General features: G+C 56.3%; 13 protein-coding genes. 4 read left to right on the top strand and 9 right to left on the bottom strand.

Annotation, left to right across the window (positions count from 1 at the left end):
• Positions 1-56 precede the first annotated feature (56 nt).
• The 3 genes from GFR01_RS14750 (at position 57) to GFR01_RS14745 (ending at position 2,908) form a co-directional block, all read left to right on the top strand.
• Positions 57-1,553, top strand: a complete 1,497-nt coding sequence (locus GFR01_RS14750; protein WP_244902319.1) for a carbohydrate porin — start codon at positions 57-59, stop codon at positions 1,551-1,553.
• Positions 1,554-1,630: 77 nt separating this feature from the next.
• Positions 1,631-1,798 (top strand): hypothetical protein, encoded by a 168-nt coding sequence (locus tag GFR01_RS15805; protein WP_167384276.1) that lies wholly within the window; start codon positions 1,631-1,633, stop codon positions 1,796-1,798.
• 204 nt (positions 1,799-2,002) lie between these two features.
• The gene (locus tag GFR01_RS14745) at positions 2,003-2,908 is read left to right on the top strand and encodes an NAD-dependent epimerase/dehydratase family protein (RefSeq protein WP_099183124.1); all 906 of its coding nucleotides are present in this window, start codon (positions 2,003-2,005) and stop codon (positions 2,906-2,908) included.
• Positions 2,909-2,915: 7 nt separating this feature from the next.
• On the opposite strand, the gene GFR01_RS14740 is transcribed toward GFR01_RS14745, so the two are convergent.
• Together GFR01_RS14740 and GFR01_RS14735 are read right to left on the bottom strand one after the other, a co-directional pair.
• Complete coding sequence (locus GFR01_RS14740) at positions 2,916-3,950, bottom strand: HAD family hydrolase (RefSeq protein ID WP_099183053.1); 1,035 nt, start codon at positions 3,948-3,950, stop codon at positions 2,916-2,918.
• A complete protein-coding gene (locus GFR01_RS14735; RefSeq protein WP_063903464.1) occupies positions 3,947-4,582 on the bottom strand; it encodes a D-sedoheptulose 7-phosphate isomerase in 636 nt (211 codons plus the stop codon). Before GFR01_RS14735 ends, GFR01_RS14740 begins: the two co-directional genes overlap by 4 nt.
• 204 nt (positions 4,583-4,786) lie before the next feature.
• Here GFR01_RS14735 and GFR01_RS14730 point away from each other — a divergent pair, with 204 nt between their 5' ends.
• A complete protein-coding gene (locus GFR01_RS14730; protein ID WP_099183052.1) occupies positions 4,787-6,532 on the top strand; it encodes a glycoside hydrolase family 13 protein in 1,746 nt (581 codons plus the stop codon).
• Positions 6,533-6,547: 15 nt separating this feature from the next.
• Here the strand turns inward: GFR01_RS14730 and nagB are convergent, their stop codons facing one another.
• From nagB to GFR01_RS14695, 7 genes are all read right to left on the bottom strand, one after another.
• The gene (gene nagB, locus GFR01_RS14725; protein WP_099183051.1) at positions 6,548-7,300 is read right to left on the bottom strand and encodes a glucosamine-6-phosphate deaminase; all 753 of its coding nucleotides are present in this window, start codon (positions 7,298-7,300) and stop codon (positions 6,548-6,550) included.
• 75 nt (positions 7,301-7,375) lie between these two features.
• On the bottom strand, positions 7,376-9,793 hold the full coding sequence (locus GFR01_RS14720; protein ID WP_099183123.1) for a TonB-dependent receptor: 2,418 nt from the start codon (positions 9,791-9,793) through the stop codon (positions 7,376-7,378).
• 174 nt (positions 9,794-9,967) lie between these two features.
• Positions 9,968-11,077, bottom strand: a complete 1,110-nt coding sequence (gene nagA, locus GFR01_RS14715; RefSeq protein ID WP_099183050.1) for an N-acetylglucosamine-6-phosphate deacetylase — start codon at positions 11,075-11,077, stop codon at positions 9,968-9,970.
• Positions 11,074-12,354, bottom strand: a complete 1,281-nt coding sequence (gene gluP, locus GFR01_RS14710) for a glucose/galactose MFS transporter (protein WP_099183049.1) — start codon at positions 12,352-12,354, stop codon at positions 11,074-11,076. The genes nagA and gluP overlap by 4 nt, the downstream gene beginning before the upstream one ends.
• Positions 12,351-13,637 (bottom strand): D-tagatose-bisphosphate aldolase, class II, non-catalytic subunit, encoded by a 1,287-nt coding sequence (locus GFR01_RS14705; protein ID WP_099183048.1) that lies wholly within the window; start codon positions 13,635-13,637, stop codon positions 12,351-12,353. Before GFR01_RS14705 ends, gluP begins: the two co-directional genes overlap by 4 nt.
• Before the next feature lie 2 nt (positions 13,638-13,639).
• Positions 13,640-14,593, bottom strand: coding sequence for an SIS domain-containing protein (locus tag GFR01_RS14700; RefSeq protein WP_099183047.1), 954 nt, complete (start codon positions 14,591-14,593; stop codon positions 13,640-13,642).
• An 11-nt stretch (positions 14,594-14,604) separates the two neighbouring features.
• Entirely contained in the window at positions 14,605-15,585 is a 981-nt protein-coding gene (locus GFR01_RS14695; protein ID WP_099183046.1) for an N-acetylglucosamine kinase, read from the bottom strand.
• Positions 15,586-15,618 lie beyond the last annotated feature (33 nt).

Genomic DNA, 15,618 nt, shown 5'->3' with positions numbered 1-15,618 from the left:
ATGAGAAATCGGTCTGTAAGTATGTGAAACGTCGTTATGGAAAAATCTGCCGATCTATGAATGGTAGGTGGATGTGGGGGGGGCTTTCGGCTGCCGTTTTCTTATTGCTGGGCCACTCTGCTTTTGCCGAGACGCCGTCAGACCCTCCTGCTCCTGAAGGGCGTACGGCTTCGGACCAGACAACAGGTGAAACCGATCCAGCTCCGCTTTCTGCTGGTGCCGCTGAACTGCTTCCCAAAGCTTCGGCTTACGAAGATCTGGCAGGAAACCTGTCTGCGCCTCCGTCCCTTTTCCCATTCCTGAACGATTCTCATGGCTGGCTGAGACGTCATGGCACCATCATGCAGTTCGACAACATGAACGAAATGATGGGGGCTGTAACAGCGCCCACACCGGGCCATGGCTACAAACAGGGCGCCTCCAATGCAGGCCAGTACGCCGTCAATATTGTGACGGACTGGAACCGCCTGGCTCATCTCCAAGGCTTTGCGACGCATGTCGTTTTCATTGGTCGCTATGGCACGACAGCCAACCGGATGTTTGGTGATTGGCTGGCTCATAGTCAGGAGACTTATGGCGGTGGTGGAAACGTGGTTGTCCATCTCGTCATGGCCTATGGCGAGCAGCATCTGTTTCAGAACCGACTGGCCATTGCTGCGGGGCGTATGTCCCAACTCTCGGATTTCGCATCAGGCTCCGTCTTCTGCACCTTCGTTAACAACAGCTTCTGCGGCCGCCCAAAGGGCGCATCAGACAGTGCGTATTACAGTTCCTATCCGGCTTCCGTCTGGGCATTGCGCGTGCGTGGGCGGCCATGGCGGCGGGACGTGTATGTGGAAGCCGGCGTCTATTTTGCCGAAGAGGGCATCTATGCCACGGCGCAGCACCGGACAGGATTTCGGCTGAATGGTGCAAATATTGTAGGACAGATTTTCCCCGTAGAAATTGGCTGGCAGCCTACGTTTCGGCGTCCTTCAGGGGAATTGGCTTACCCGGGGCATTATAAACTGGGCGTGGCCGTCGAGACGATGGCACGATCCGAGAACTTTCTCGATACGCTCGGAAATCCTTACGCGGATAGCGGGTATTCCGCAGCGCGGCATAGTGGGTCATGGTCCACATGGCTGATGATGGACCAACGCATCAAGGGCTCAAGGATCAACCCTCAGGGTGGTGTGACGCTTATGGGCGGCGTCGTTCTCAATGAACCTCGGACCGCCCTGAGGGATCGTCAGATTTACCTGGGTGCCACTTGGAAGGGGTTCTGGGCTGCCCGGCCATCGGATACAATTGGGCTCGCCGTCTCGTACGTTCATATCGCCAAAGGTGTTCAGAGGACCGAGAGGATTCTGTTGGCGGCGGGAAAGACGCTGCCATATCGGGCAACAGGTTTGCAGACGCATCAGGAAGTCGCGGAGCTGAACTATACCTTCGCGTTAGGGCGTGCAGTGACGTTCGAGCCAGATATTCAGTATTATCATAACCCTAACGGTCAGGTGAATCTGCGCGATGCGGTTATGATGGGTTTCAAAAGTCATATCGAAATCTTCTGAATCTGTTACGGGAAGGGAACCGAGAGCCTTACGGTCCGTTTCTCAGGCTTCAATCCGCTCTTCGGAGGACTGTCTACGTGCGTAAATCAATTCTGCTTCTTCTCGCCCTGTCCGTGTCCTGTGTCACGCTGACGGCCTGTGAGCATCACCGCACATTTGGTGAGAAGGTGCGTGATACTGTGGATCCGCCGAAAGGCCCGATCGAGCGAGCTGGTCGCTCGGTTGATCGTACAATGGGGAACTGAGACATCTCGTTGGGCAGGAGCACATCTCTTGCCCATTTACGGAATGTGGTCGAAAACAGGGGCATGGCGGAACGGCCGTGCCCCTTTTTGCTGTCTCCTGGTCGCCCGCAGAGGAGAATGACCCATGCCGTCCGTTCCAAAGACCCCCTCTCTGCTTTCCTGTAGCGTGCTCAGTTTTCTCTCTGGGAGGGGATGAGCATGGCCATGCGTATTCTTCTCACAGGTGGGCATGGGTTTGTCGGAACACATCTGAAAACACGGCTGAAAGAGCGCCTTCCAGATCATGTGTTGATCGAGGGGCAAATGGACATTCTGGATCGTGAGGCTGTAGAGCGGGTGGTTCAGGATACCCGACCAGATGCCTGCATTCATCTGGCGGCCGTTTCATCCGTTCTGGAAGCCAGTAGGGACACGCGCCATGCCTGGCAGGTCAATCTGGATGGTACGATGAATCTGGCAGAAACATTCCAGCGCCATGCGCGGCATATTCGCTTTGTTTTTGTGTCTTCCGCTGAAATCTATGGAGCGTCTTTTTCGGAAGACAGACCTCTGGACGAGACCGCAACTGTCGCGCCCCTGAACTCCTATGCGGCCAGCAAGGCGGCAGCTGACATGGCGGTAGGAATGCTGGCAAAGGAAGGGCTGCATGCTGTACGGATGCGGCCCTTCACGCAGGCTGGGAGCGGGCAGGATGCGAATGCCATTCTTCCGTTTCTAGCCGCTCAGGTCGCACGGGTTGAAGCGCATCAGCAGTCTGAAATTACCCTTGGCCATCCTGATGCCGGTTACGACATCATGAATGTCAGGGATGCCTGCGACGCCTATATTGATGCTCTGGTACTTCCGCAGGCTCCCGCTGATGGCACGGTCCTGAATATCTGTAGCGGCCAGACACGGACAGCGGGCGCCATCCTGAACGACTTGATGGCGCTGGCAGATGTGAAGGCGGAAATCCGGTTTGATCCGACGCATCTTGCGCCTTCAGGTCTGGAAAACATGCAGGGTGATCCGCGTGAAGCAGAGCAACTCCTTGGATGGAAGCCTCAGATATCGTGGAACAACACGCTTGAGGAAGTGCTGAATGACTGGCGCTGGCGTATCCGGTCCTGAAGCGGGATCAGGGCAATAGCTCCATCGTCCAGTCGAGCAGGGTTTTTTCAGGTGTGACTTGATAGGCCGCCATGCCAGCGGCTTCGGCAGCCTGAAGATCGGTTTTCTGGTCGCCGATCAGAAAGCAGTCGGTGGGGCGAACGTCCCATTTGGTCAGCAGATCCTGAATCATGCCTGGCGCTGGTTTTCGCCATTCGCTGTTCTGGCGGTATGGCTCAAGCGTTGCTGTGGGGTGAAAGGGGCAGTAGCGCCAGTCATCCACGGTTGCTCCCTCCGACCGGATGGTAGCAATGGCCCAGTCCATCAGGCTTTTGACGTCCTCTTCGCTGTAATATCCGCGTGCAACGCCAGACTGGTTGGTTACGATGAAGATATGCCGTCCGCTGCTGGCAATGCGGCGCAGGGCAGCGAAGGTGCCCGTAATCCAGTCGAACCGCTCCTGCGTCCCGATATAACCGTGATCGTAGTTCAGCACTCCGTCCCGATCCAGAAAGACGGCAGGGCGGTGCAGTGGATAGGAGGACAAGGGCAGGGTGTCCGGGGTCAGAACGGGTGCGTCTACAGAGATCTTCTGACCGTGTTCGCGGAACAGGTCCGTCAGCGGTTCTGTAGAGGGAAGAGACTCCAGCATCTGTCTGTTCAGAAGTGTCACGGCGGCTGTGTCGTGTGTGTCCACGATAGTTAGGAGTGTCTCCAGATGCCCGTTCATCAGGGGGAGCAGCGGAAAGACAGCGCCGTCGCAGAGACAGTCTCCGCGCGCCAGAAAAAATGTCTCCGGCAGTAGGGGGTTAAGCTGTCGCATTGCTTCAACTGTGAAGCTCGAAAGAGCATATGTTTTTAGAACGCCTCGAAGGGGAAGCTGTTCTTGGAGAGAGGCCAGAAAATCTGCTGCCTCCCCTGTTGTGAGAAGCATTACATTGGTTATGCCAAAGCGCTGATACTCCCTGAGAACGCGGAAGAGAAACGACTGTCCCTCATGAGCGCGCAGTGCATTTTCAGGGTTGGGAAGAAGCAGGGCGCAATGCGGAACGTCAGTGATCATACGTTGGGTATTTGAGGACACAGGGCGCGTTCAACGAGGGCACAGACAATATGCGCGGCTGCAATATGCATCTGCTGGATCAGTGGCGTCCATGCGGACGGGACACGCAGGACAAAATCGGCATCCGGCAGTTCAACGCAGTTTTCACCTGTGAAGACGACTGTCGTGATGTTCTGGGCGCGGGCGGCCTTAAGAGCCTGTACGATATTGGGGGAGCGGCCTGAGGTCGTGATGCCGAGAAAGACGTCGCCTTTCCGGCCCAGCGCAAGAACCTGCCGGGAGAAGACATGATCGAACCCGTAATCATTGCCGATGGCCGTCAAGCCGGATGTATCCGTGGTCAGTGCGATGGCAGCCAGTGGACGGCGGTCATACATCAGGCGGGCTGTAAATTCGCCAGCAATATGCTGGGCATCTGCTGCACTGCCACCATTGCCAGCCACCAGAAGTTTTCCGTCTTTTTCCAGTGCTGAAGTGATTGTCAGGGCAATTCCCGCCATCATGTCAGCGCAGGCTTCATGCTGGGAGAAAGCAACCATGGTCTCGGCAGACTGGCGGAGATAATCCTGAAGATAGTCCCGCTCGGAGGCTGGAAGACTGTTCAGCAGGTCGGATGTCTGGAACGTGGACATCAGGAATGGAAACTCCGCAAGTCTGGTCAAAAGAATGTGTGGAAGCTTTTTTCAGGCCTCCTCAGCATGAGAGACAGACGGTTTCAGAGCGCATCTGTCAAGCAAAGCCTCTCATGGATGATCGCGTCCCTTTTGCGCTCAAGATTGGAACAGTTGTTCCATGCAGGACGTTGAACGGGTCTATCCGCCAGGAGATGGCCTTTGATGTCGCAACATCTTTCCGAAAATCTTCCCGTCAGTTCCATGACCGCTCTAAGGGCGAGTGAAGCTGACACGCCCCAGAAGGCGAAATGGTGGAAAGAAGCCGTCGTTTATCAGGTTTACACACGGTCTTTTAGTGACAGTAACGGTGATGGCATAGGCGATCTTCCGGGTTTGATAGACCGGCTGGATTATCTGCAATCCCTCGGGGTGCAGGTCATCTGGCTGGCACCGCATTACGATACGCCAAATGTCGATAATGGCTATGATATCCGCGACTACAGGGCCGTTGACCCCCTTCAGGGAACAATGGCTGATTTCGACCGACTTGTTGCGGGTTTGCATGAGCGGGGCATGAAGCTGATCGTAGATCTGGTCATCAATCATACCAGCGATCAGCATGAATGGTTTCGCCAGAGCCGGTCAGGCCCGGACAATCCTTACCGGGACTTCTATATCTGGCGCGATGGACGTGACGATGGGCCACCCAATAACTACCTGTCGATTTTCGGCGGGTCTGCCTGGGAAAAAGACGAAGCCAGCGGACAGTACTATCTGCATTATTTTGCCAAGGAGCAGCCTGACCTGAACTGGGAAAATCCCAAGGTGAGGCAGGAAGTCTACAACATGATGCGCTTCTGGCTCGACAAGGGAGTGTCAGGATTCCGGATGGATTCCATCTGCTTCATTTCGAAACTTCCGGGGTTGCGGGATCTGACATTGGCTGAGATGGAAAGTCTCGAGCATGTGTATGTCACGGGTCCAAAAATTCATGATTACCTTCAGGACATGCATCACGAAGTTCTGGTAGATCGTGATCTGCTGACGGTCGGCGAAGCGTTTGGCGTGTCTTTCGAGGATACCCCTGCTTTTGTCTCGGAAGCGCGCAATGAACTGACGATGGTGTTCCATTTTGAAATCGTCCGCATCGGGCGACATGACTGGCAGGTGCAGGACTGGACAATCAAGGATCTGAAAGCCGTTCTCCGGGGAGAAGAGACCTCGTCAGGCCCAGATGGGTGGCTAACGTCCTTTCTGGAAAATCATGACAATCCGCGTTCTGTGTCCTGGTTTGGCGACCCGTCTCCGAAAGGACATGGGCCGTCTGCCAAGGCATTGGCAACTCTCCTGATCATGCGCAGGGGGACGCCCTATATCTATCAGGGCGAAGAAATCGGGATGACCAATATTCATTTCGACGGAATAGAAGATTTTCAGGATATCAACGCTAAAGGGATCTGGAATAATACGGTTGGCATTGGGAAAATGTCGGCGGAAGAGGTCCTTCACAGCTTGCGAAGAGTTACCCGCGATAACGCCCGTACACCTATGCAGTGGGACGCTTCAAACCATGCGGGATTTACAACAGGCCTGCCGTGGTTCCGCGTCAATCCCAATCATATTGATATCAATGTCGCGCAGCAGGACGCTGATCCTAATTCGATTTTGAATTATTACCGGACACTCATTCAGCTACGTGCAAGCCAAAAGACTCTGATTTACGGGGACTTTGAAGACGTTGACCCTGACCATCCTGCTGTCATCGCCTTTACCCGAACATTAGGAGATGATCAGTTTCTGATTCTGATTAATATGTGTGGTGAGACCGAGCATTACATCCTGCCTCATGGGTTGAAGATTGCAGAAGTGCTGTTGGATAATATGTCTGCATCGGTCGAAAATGTCCTGCCAAATCTGAAGCCCTGGCAGGCTGGCATTTATCGGTTGGCACCGCCGGCAGATATCTGACCGGAAAGGGGCTGGTTATGAAACCAGCGCTGATCTTTCCTGCCACATCCTGGCCGCAGCCGTATCCAGAATAACGGTGCAGTGCGGGTGTAGCCGGAGGGCCGAGGCACTGACGTCAGGTGTGACGGTGTCCAGAAGCGCACGGGCAATAATATCTGCCTTGCTTCGTCCACAGGCGACCAGCAGCAGGTGCCGGGCATCCAGAATGGTGCCCACACCCATTGTCAGTGCCTTTTCCGGCACTTTGTTAGCGTCCCCACCAAACATGCCTGCATTCTGGCGGCGGGTGACGGGATGAAGGGTAACCTGTCGGGTTCTACTGTCAAAAGGAGAAGGCGGCTCGTTGAACCCGATATGTCCGGTTTCACCAATTCCCAGCAGCTGGAGCCCTATGCCACCGGCGTCGTGGATAGCCTGTTCGTAGGCCTGGCATTCGGCGTTCAGGTCTTCGGCCAGTCCATCAGGGACATGAACGTGGTCCGCACGCATGTTCACATGAGCGAACAGGTGATCGTTCATGTAATGGCGGTAAGACTGCGGATTTGAAGCCGACAGGCCGACATATTCATCCAGGTTAAACGAGGTCGTGGCAGAGAAGTCCAGACCGTTCTGAAGGTGGTCCTGAACCAGAAGGCTGTAGATCCCCTCCATGGTCCGGCCTGTGGCAAGCCCCAGAACCGGGGAGGGGTTACTGCGGATTTCTCCGGCAATAATGGACGCTGCCTGCTGAAAAGCTGCGCCCGGATCCGGAGTGACGATAACCTGCATGAGACCTGCTGTTTTCCTGTCTGACAGATAGAAGCTGCTCTCTGACAGACATGACGCCAGAGAGCAGGAGGAGGTTCAGAATCCCGTAGAGACTGACACCAGGGCAGCAAAGCCACCACCCACGATATAGACAGGGCTGCTTCCCGCGACCGTGTTGCCATAGACGCCCTTGGTGGCCTTGGCATTTCCGCTCGTGCTGGACGCGCCCGACAGATAGTTGTTATCCCCGAGGTTCATCAGGTTGAGCTGAATGGTGGGGTGCTTCGCCGGACCCAGCTTTTGCATCCGGTATCCAAGAGTCATGTTGGACGTGACGTAAGAATGCAGAGACTCATCGTTCATGAACGTCGTGTACTGCGTGTCCACATACCGCAGTGAGAAGTTTCCGAAGAACGTACCGTCATCATAGCGCAGCCCGATGGAGCCTGTGAACTTCGGAGAGCTGGGAGCTTTCTTGCCTGCTGTGGGCAGATAGTCGATGCCGGCGTTATAATTATTATCAATGGTTGCGTGGAGATACTGGCCGGACAGGTATGGGCTGAAATGATGCCAGTTACCGAGAGCCAACTCCGCCTGCACGCCACGGGCGGTTTCGCCCCCGACGTTCAGAGGCTCAGATACGAGGCTGTTTGTCCCCGGGATATAGCCGTACGACGTTACCTGATGATTGGTGATGTTGTAATTGAAGAAGGAAATCGAGGCATTGTAGAAGCCGTGATGGCGATAGCCGATTTCTTCTCCAATTGAGTATTCCGGCTTCAGATTGCCTGGCTGTTCAACTGCCGTCTTGGAAGATGGATCGAAGAGCTGGGAATAGACCTCTACAGATCCGGGAGCACGGAACGCCGTTGTTCCATTGATATAAATCTGGTCGTGCTCCGTAAGTTTGTAGGATGCATAGAACTCGGGCATCGGCTCGTAGTAGTTCTTGGCGTTCTTGTAAGGGTCTGCACCAGGAACGAGGTTTGTTCCCTGACGGGAAAGCATCGTCGCTTTAAAACCGCCGGTAATCTGCAGTCTGTCGTTCAGAAGATGAACGGTATCTGCGAGATACAGCGTGTTGGACTGCTGCTTGAAGTTCAGATCCCACGGCGTCAGGATTCGACCATCCGCGACACGGATAGGGTCATTGTTGAACCCGGATACAGAATTGCCCTGAGCGTCGGTCTGGATGTAATTCGCCAGTTCTTCATGCTGGGTGTAAGCATACCAATAGCCGAATGTCAGCGTATTGTGCTTCGTGGACCAGACCAGTGACGTGTTGAGACCTGAAGATTTCTGGTTCCACGGGTCAACAGCCTGCGTCGTCGCCATTCCATCGGATGTGAGGTTGGAGAGGTTCAGGTTACCCGCAGCCCCCGTCCCGAAATAGCTGTTGGCGCTGCTGATATTCTGACCCCAGACAGCAGGCCCAAACATGTGGACGTAGTAGGGAGCTACATTGAGCTTGAGATGATTGCTCAGGGTGAAATGAGACGGCGCCATGACTGTCATGGCATTGTTAATGGTTTGGTTCAGACCATAATAATTGGCATCACCTAGCGTATAATTTCCATCATAATTGTAGCTGCGGCCGTATTTGTTCCATGCGGCGAGCGTGGGATTCAGATACCCCGTATATTTGGTCGCGTTATAGCCAAACACGGCGGAAACAGAGTTCCCGTCTCCCCACTCCTTGATGAATTTTGCATCGGTGTGATGGCGTGTGCCACCGCCCGGGCCGCGCCAGTTGTTCCAGGACATATGGGAATAGGAGACGAAGCCGCGAATACCGGTATGGCCGATCTCGCCGGTTTCGAGGCGAAGGAATTCCTTGTTTGTGCTGTGTGTTCCGCCAGTCAGGGAAAGATAGCCACCAGCTTTATGGCTGGGGTTGATTTCGGACATTGTGATCTGGCCGCCCACCGCATTGTAGAGCGGGGCATCGACGTCTGGAGATCCTTGCGAAACCGTTACGGAGCCAAGGTTTTCAGTATCGACGATTGTGCCCGTATAGGGCGCATACCGGATGGGATCTGCAATCGGAATACCTTCAAAGAGATATCCGATCTGTTCCTCGTTCATGCCGCGGATGTTCAGGGAATCTCCGGTTACACCGAGCGGGTCCTGGCTATAGGTCACAACGCCTGGAAGGTTGCCGATCATCGACTGGACGTTCCCCGTTGGGCTCATTTTTGCAATGAAATCGCGGGTAATGCCACTCTGCGAACGCGGGGCTGTCTGTACAGGCATCAAGCCACCGCCGGGCGTTGTATTGCTGACGCCGTCTCCGTAGGCCGCGCCCGTGACATGCACGCTTTCGTCGCTATGCGCTTCAAGTGCGGATGGTGCAGAGTGCGGTCGAGGCGTTTTAGCTTTCGTCTGAGACGCCGATGGCTTGGAAACGGCAGAGGCCCGCTGTGTATGGGGCGTACGGGCTTCTGCGTATTCGCTGACGGCCCCAATCACGACAGTTGAACACAGAAGGGCGATGCGGAAGCTGGTTTTGTTCATCGGCTGCTCATGAAATCTGAGGGCGACCGCGATCCCGTAACGGTTGCGGAACATCAGCAGCGTATGAATTGTGCAAAATTGTTGTCAATCAAAAACGATCAGATTCGTTCCTTTTTATGATTTTGTTTTGATCATCCGGTCATATTGTTGATTGAAGACCAATGGTGGGAGGCTTTAGAGGGTTCTTTTTCCACCAACCCAGACTTCGCTGACACATAGGTTTTCATCAAGAACTGTGAAATCTGCCAGAAGATCAGGAGAAATGGCGCCGCGATCGTGCAGTCCCAGATAGGCTGCCGCATTGGTGCTAACGAGTTTTGCTGCTTCCGGGAGGGACTTTCCGGCCTGTACGGCATTGCGCAACGCTTGATCGAGTGTGAGCACACTTCCCGCCAGAGAGCCGCCCGGCAGACGTACAACACCATCTTGGATCAGCACATCCTGCCCCCCAAGGCTGCTTGGCCCTTCAGATTCACCTGTGCCACGCATGGCATCTGTTACGAACAGAAGGCGATCCCCCATCACGCGTGATGCCAGACGGAAGCTGGCGGGATGAACATGATGGGTATCGAAAATCATCTCGGAATAAGCCGTGTCACTACACATCAGCGCCGTGACAGGCCCCGGTTTGCGCCCTTCAATGGGAGACATGGCGTTGAAGAGATGCGTCGCGCCAATCGTGCCCCCAGCACCGCAGACCAGACAGATAGCGCGCTCGGCCCCATCATGATCCGTCGTGGTATGGCCGAGACTGACGCGCACATTAGCTTGAGCGAAACTGCGCATTGCGGTTTCGGCATGTTCAAGCTCGGGTGCGAGAGTGACGACACGAACACATCCCGTTGCGATTGCGTCCTGAACTTTCTCGGGAGACGGGGGAATTGCGAACGGAGGTTGTGCACCAAGTTTGTGCGGGCTGACGAATGGCCCTTCCAGATGCGCGCCATGAATGCGCGGCCCGTTCTCGATGCCGTGTTTACAGACTTCTGCCACGGCCCTCAGGGCGCTCATGACGTCGTTCCAGGGTGCGGTGATGGTTGTCGGCAGAATGGTGGTTGTGCCGTGCGCCATATGAAAGCGGGCCAGAGTCTCAATGGCCTCAACACCATCCATGGTGTCAGCGCCACCACCGCCATGGACATGCCCATCAATGAAGCCGGGAAGAATATATCGCTTCCCGGCGTTTTTCAGAGGTTCAAGATCACGGATATGGCTGTCGAAGGTGACACGTCCCGGGACAATGCGATCACGGAGGACGAGGTTACCATCGAGATGAGAGGTCATTTTTTCTGGTCCAGTGGTAGGAGGCCCGTCTGTCCGTAGCGGCGGGCATAGAAAAGAACTGCGAGATAGGATGGAAGCACGAGGAGTGCAAACATCGCCTGAAAGCCGACATAGGGCTTCAGCAGAACATAGATCTGCGGAATGATCGCACCGCCGCTATACGCCATGACAATCAGGGCCGAAGCCAGCGGGGTCCATGGGCCGGCACCCCGAATGGCAATCGGGAAGATCGTCGGCATGATCATGGCGTTTGTGGCACCCAGCAGAGCAACGCAGAGCACCGAGGCGTAACCATGCGTCAGGAAGGCCGCAATGGTCAGGATGCAGCCGCCAATGCAGGAGAACTCAAGAAAGCGCTCCTGCGTGATGATGCGTGGAACAACAACGAACCCGGCCACATAACCCGCCAGCATTCCGGCGAGGGTCAGGGACGTGAAGAACTTGGTCTGGCTCAGGGGAAGGCCAAAGCCTTGCCCGTATGTCCCGATGGCGTCGCCCGCCATAACCTCGATGCCGACATAAATGAACATGGCCGCAATGCCGAAGACGAGATGCGGCCGGCAGATCTTCCCACTGCTTCCGCTCACGCTTGGAAGTGGGGGAGCCTGAAGTTCCGGTAGGGGGAAGAAAACCACGCCCACCGCAGCCACAAGCAGAACAACAGCCATGCTCATATAAGGCGCATAAATGGCATGAACGAAGCTGTTCAAAATGGCGTCTCGTGCTTCTGGCGTTGCAGCAAACTGCGTCCTCTCTGCAACATTTCCGATATCGCCCATGACGACTGTGGCCAGTACGATGGGTGCTAGAATACCGGCGAATTTATTGCACACACCCATGATGGCGATGCGCTGGGCGGCGCGTTCTGAAGGGCCAAGCAGGCTGACCAATGGGTTGATGACGACCTGCATCAGCGCAAGGCCGGAACCCAGCACCAGAAGCCCGGCCAGTGCGCCGCCATAAATACGCATGGAGACGAATTGCCCGAAGAGGGCCACGCCCGCCGCACATAAAACCAGCGCTCCGGACAGACCGCGGCGCAAACCCAGTGAACGGGCAACAAACGACGCGGGAATGGAGAACAGGAAATACGACAGGTAGAAGACCAGTGGCACCAGAAAAGCGCTGACGTCTCCCAGTGAGAACGCAACCCGGACAAACGAGATCAGTGGCCCGTTCAGCCAGGTCACAAAACCCATCATGAAGAAGATGGTGGCGGCAACACCAAGTGGACCAAGGCCGTATGAGCCAGTCAGGCTGTCCGGGGAACGGTTCATGTCACTTCGGCTCCACAGGCCTGATCGTACAGGCCAAGAACTGTGTCGATTGCGGAAAGAATAACTGCGCGCGGATGCCGTGAAAGCAGTCCGTCGCGGATTTTTTTGTACTGCACAGGCAGGAACTGGCTCAGAAGCGGATCTGGCAGCCCTGTTTCCCCAAGCTGGCGCAGAAGCGTTTCAACAGCCGCTTCCGCATCCTGCTGCGGCCAGTAATAGCGGATGCGGTCGCTGTACGCATAGTGACGGAGAATGGCGAGCTTGCTTTCCGTGCCTTCGTAATGGCCACGCCACTGCGCGGGCTGCTGAGTCATGATCCGTTCCATGACCGCCCGCAGGCTTTCCTGCTGCGGCAAAAGGACAGAACGGATGCTGTCCAGCCCATACAGGGCTTCACGCAGGGCAAAAGTCAGGCCCGGTCCGACTTTCAGGAGCAGGAAGCCGTCTTCCACAAGCGCGCGCAGGGCGGGGAGAGGCTGATAATCGGTCGAGTGGGCTTCGAAGATCTGGCCCGGCATCTGGTTCAGCGTGGCCGAAAGAGACTGCGCGCGTGGACGGTCATAGATCACGACATCTTCCACACCAAACTCCACGCCCGGCTGAACGACAAGCCCGATCACACGGCCCCAGACGTCATCGCCCAGAACTCGGCGGAACAGTGTTTCGTGAACCTGAAGTGTCGCCGTGGCAGCGTCCGGAGAGGTTGGCTCCAGATGATCCAAAGCCTCGGCCGCACCGCCTGGAACAGGCACTTCTGTTCCGATGATATAGACGGCCTGACCGGGAGCCGCGCTTTCAGCACGCTGCGCAAGGGCGCAGGCGCGTTCGGCAACGGTTTCATCGGAGAGCGCAACCGGTTCGCCCGCACAGCCCATGCTGGCATCGAGATGCAGTTTGACGAAGCCCGCTTTTGCAAAGGCTTCGATCATGGTCAGGGCCTTGTCCATGGCCTCCTGCGGGGGCAGGGATTTCCATGGATTGGGGCCAAGATGGTCGCCGCCCAGTAGAACAAGATGCGCCGGACAGCCGACCTTCTCGGCAATTCCCAGAACCAGATCTCGGAAATCTGCCGGCGTCATGCCAGTATAGCCCCCATCCTGATTGACCTGATTGCAGGTCGCCTCGATCAAGACAGGCCGACCGGTTCTGGCCGCGCGCTGCAATGCGGCTTCCAGCACCAATGGGTGCGCGGAGCAGACGGAGGCCAGACCCTTGCGCTGTGCCGAGGGAACGGCTGGATCATGGGCCTGTTTGATGAGGTTCAGGAAGGGAGAAATGCTCATGATCAGGCGATCGTCACGACTTTGGTGAGATGACGCGGTGCCAGAGTATCAAGCCCCTTGGAGCGGGCGACATATTCACCGAAAAGCTGAAGCACGGGCAGAACGACCAACGGGCGCACATCCGCGCCTTCCTTGACGGAGAGCGAGACTGTGCCAGGGCCACCGAGGCCCAGAACGCGTGCGCCCTTGGCCATCAGATCCTTGGCGAGGAGGCTTTCTTCTTCCAGCGTGTTCGGGTGGTACAGGAAAACGACGAGAGAGCTATCATCAATCAGGCTGATCGGGCCGTGACGGTATTCCAGCGGGTGATGCGCTTCCGTCTGGCTCAGGCTCATTTCCTGAAGCTTCAGGGAGCCTTCGCGGGCAACACCATAAAGCGCACCCGCGCCCAGGAACACGAAATGGGAACGGCCTTCGATCAGCGCCTTGAGCTGCGGGTCGGCCTCGTTAAGGACCTCCTCGGCAGCCTTCGTCGTCTCCGATGTAATGGTAATACCCGCATAACGCAGGCCCATTAGCAGCATCAGACTGGCCGACGCCGTCATGACGATACCTTCTTCAACGTGCGTTTCAGCCAAAATGGTCTCGTCCGCGTTCTTTTCGAGGCTCGTGTCTTCCGCACAAGTGAACGCCGTGACGTGCAGTCCGTTCTTGCGGCTCTCAATAGCTGCGGCAACGGTTTCGGTGGATTCACCACTGCGGGACAGGGCTAGAATATTCGGTCGGATGTTTGAGGGCACATAGTCGTGCGGGCGACGGGTCCATTCATTACCCGCGACAGCACGGGAGAACACACCATTGGCGTTCAGGCTGGCGGCAATGGAGTCCGCGATATGAACGGATGTGCCACAGCCGACGACGACCGTAACGGTCTCCGGGTCCGGGTGGATATCCTGCATGTCCACCTTGTTCCAGAGGGGAAACTGTTCGCGGATACCGCGTTCGGTAGCGTTCATGAGAGAGCCTTTCAGGAGCCAAATCCCGCAGCGCCGAGCGTGCGGGAAAGAGATGTGATCCAGGACATGTCAGGTGCCCATCCAGCTTGACGCGCCGCAGTCATGAGGCCGCCGCCGATGGGGGGCAGAAGGGGAGAAACGGGTGCACCGCACTGCGCCGCAATGGCATTGCGCAGGAACGGGCTTTGAAGTGTGCCGCCCGCGTAGCTCCAGGGAAGGTCTACGCCCGGCATTTTACGGCGCGCGGCCCGAATATGCGCAGTCAGTTCGGTAGCAGCAGCATCAAGAAGGGTGGCAGCGGGGATGCAGCCGTTTTCGGCTAATGTCGAAACATGGCGCGCCAAAGCGGCAACGGCGGAGCGCGGGTGTTCCAGGTTGCCGTACCATTCAAGAAGGGCAGGCGTGCAGAGCTCTGGATCAGAAGGCAGACCCATGGCTTGGCTAAACGGTTCCAGAAAAGCGACGTCCTGCGTGTTCCGTCCGTCCAGAATATGGGTCAGGAGTGTGAGGGCATCGCGGCCGATCTGGTACGCGCTGCCTTCATCGCCAAACAGGCTTCCCCATCCACCAACCCGACAATGCTGACCTTGCCCATCCGAGGCCCAGGCCATGGAACCAGTTCCTGACAGGACGAGCACACCGGGTTCGCCACCAAAAGCGGCGGAACAGGCCATATCCACATCGTTCGTCAGGGAGTAAGGGATGTGGCCGAGGCTCTCCGAAACAGCGTCTTCCTGACGTGCGCAGAGTGTTGCGCTTTCACCGTAGCCAGCCAGTCCCAGTCCAACGGCCTGTGTCGAGGCGGGAAGTGTCGTGAGCAGGCCCGTCAAACGTTCGCGCCAGAGCGGTTGGTCGAATGGGTTTGTCCCGCCGGTCTGCTGAATGTCGGCGATTGTGCCGTCGGATCTGAGCACCACAAGAAGGGTCTTGCTGCCGCCACCGTCAATCGCTGCGATACAGGGTTCAGTCACGGCAAAACTTTCTGCGGCCATTTGATCCTGTTCCGATATGACCGGTCGCAACGC

It is taken from the genome of Gluconobacter frateurii, from assembly GCF_002723955.1.
GTDB lineage: Bacteria > Pseudomonadota > Alphaproteobacteria > Acetobacterales > Acetobacteraceae > Gluconobacter > Gluconobacter frateurii.
Note: the sequence above shows the minus strand (reverse complement) of the source record. Positions and strands in the feature narration are given on the sequence as shown.

Coding starts and splice junctions, on each gene's coding strand:
- GFR01_RS14700 (WP_099183047.1), bottom strand. CDS start 14,593: ATGAACGCTACCGAACGCGGTATCCGCGAACAGTTTCCCCTCTGGAAC.
- nagB (WP_099183051.1), bottom strand. CDS start 7,300: ATGCAGGTTATCGTCACTCCGGATCCGGGCGCAGCTTTTCAGCAGGCA.
- GFR01_RS14740 (WP_099183053.1), bottom strand. CDS start 3,950: ATGATCACTGACGTTCCGCATTGCGCCCTGCTTCTTCCCAACCCTGAA.
- GFR01_RS14695 (WP_099183046.1), bottom strand. CDS start 15,585: ATGGCCGCAGAAAGTTTTGCCGTGACTGAACCCTGTATCGCAGCGATT.
- GFR01_RS14750 (WP_244902319.1), top strand. CDS start 57: ATGAATGGTAGGTGGATGTGGGGGGGGCTTTCGGCTGCCGTTTTCTTA.
- gluP (WP_099183049.1), bottom strand. CDS start 12,354: ATGAACCGTTCCCCGGACAGCCTGACTGGCTCATACGGCCTTGGTCCA.
- GFR01_RS14735 (WP_063903464.1), bottom strand. CDS start 4,582: ATGTCCACGTTCCAGACATCCGACCTGCTGAACAGTCTTCCAGCCTCC.
- GFR01_RS14720 (WP_099183123.1), bottom strand. CDS start 9,793: ATGAACAAAACCAGCTTCCGCATCGCCCTTCTGTGTTCAACTGTCGTG.
- GFR01_RS14705 (WP_099183048.1), bottom strand. CDS start 13,637: ATGAGCATTTCTCCCTTCCTGAACCTCATCAAACAGGCCCATGATCCA.
- nagA (WP_099183050.1), bottom strand. CDS start 11,077: ATGACCTCTCATCTCGATGGTAACCTCGTCCTCCGTGATCGCATTGTC.
- GFR01_RS14745 (WP_099183124.1), top strand. CDS start 2,003: ATGCGTATTCTTCTCACAGGTGGGCATGGGTTTGTCGGAACACATCTG.
- GFR01_RS14730 (WP_099183052.1), top strand. CDS start 4,787: ATGTCGCAACATCTTTCCGAAAATCTTCCCGTCAGTTCCATGACCGCT.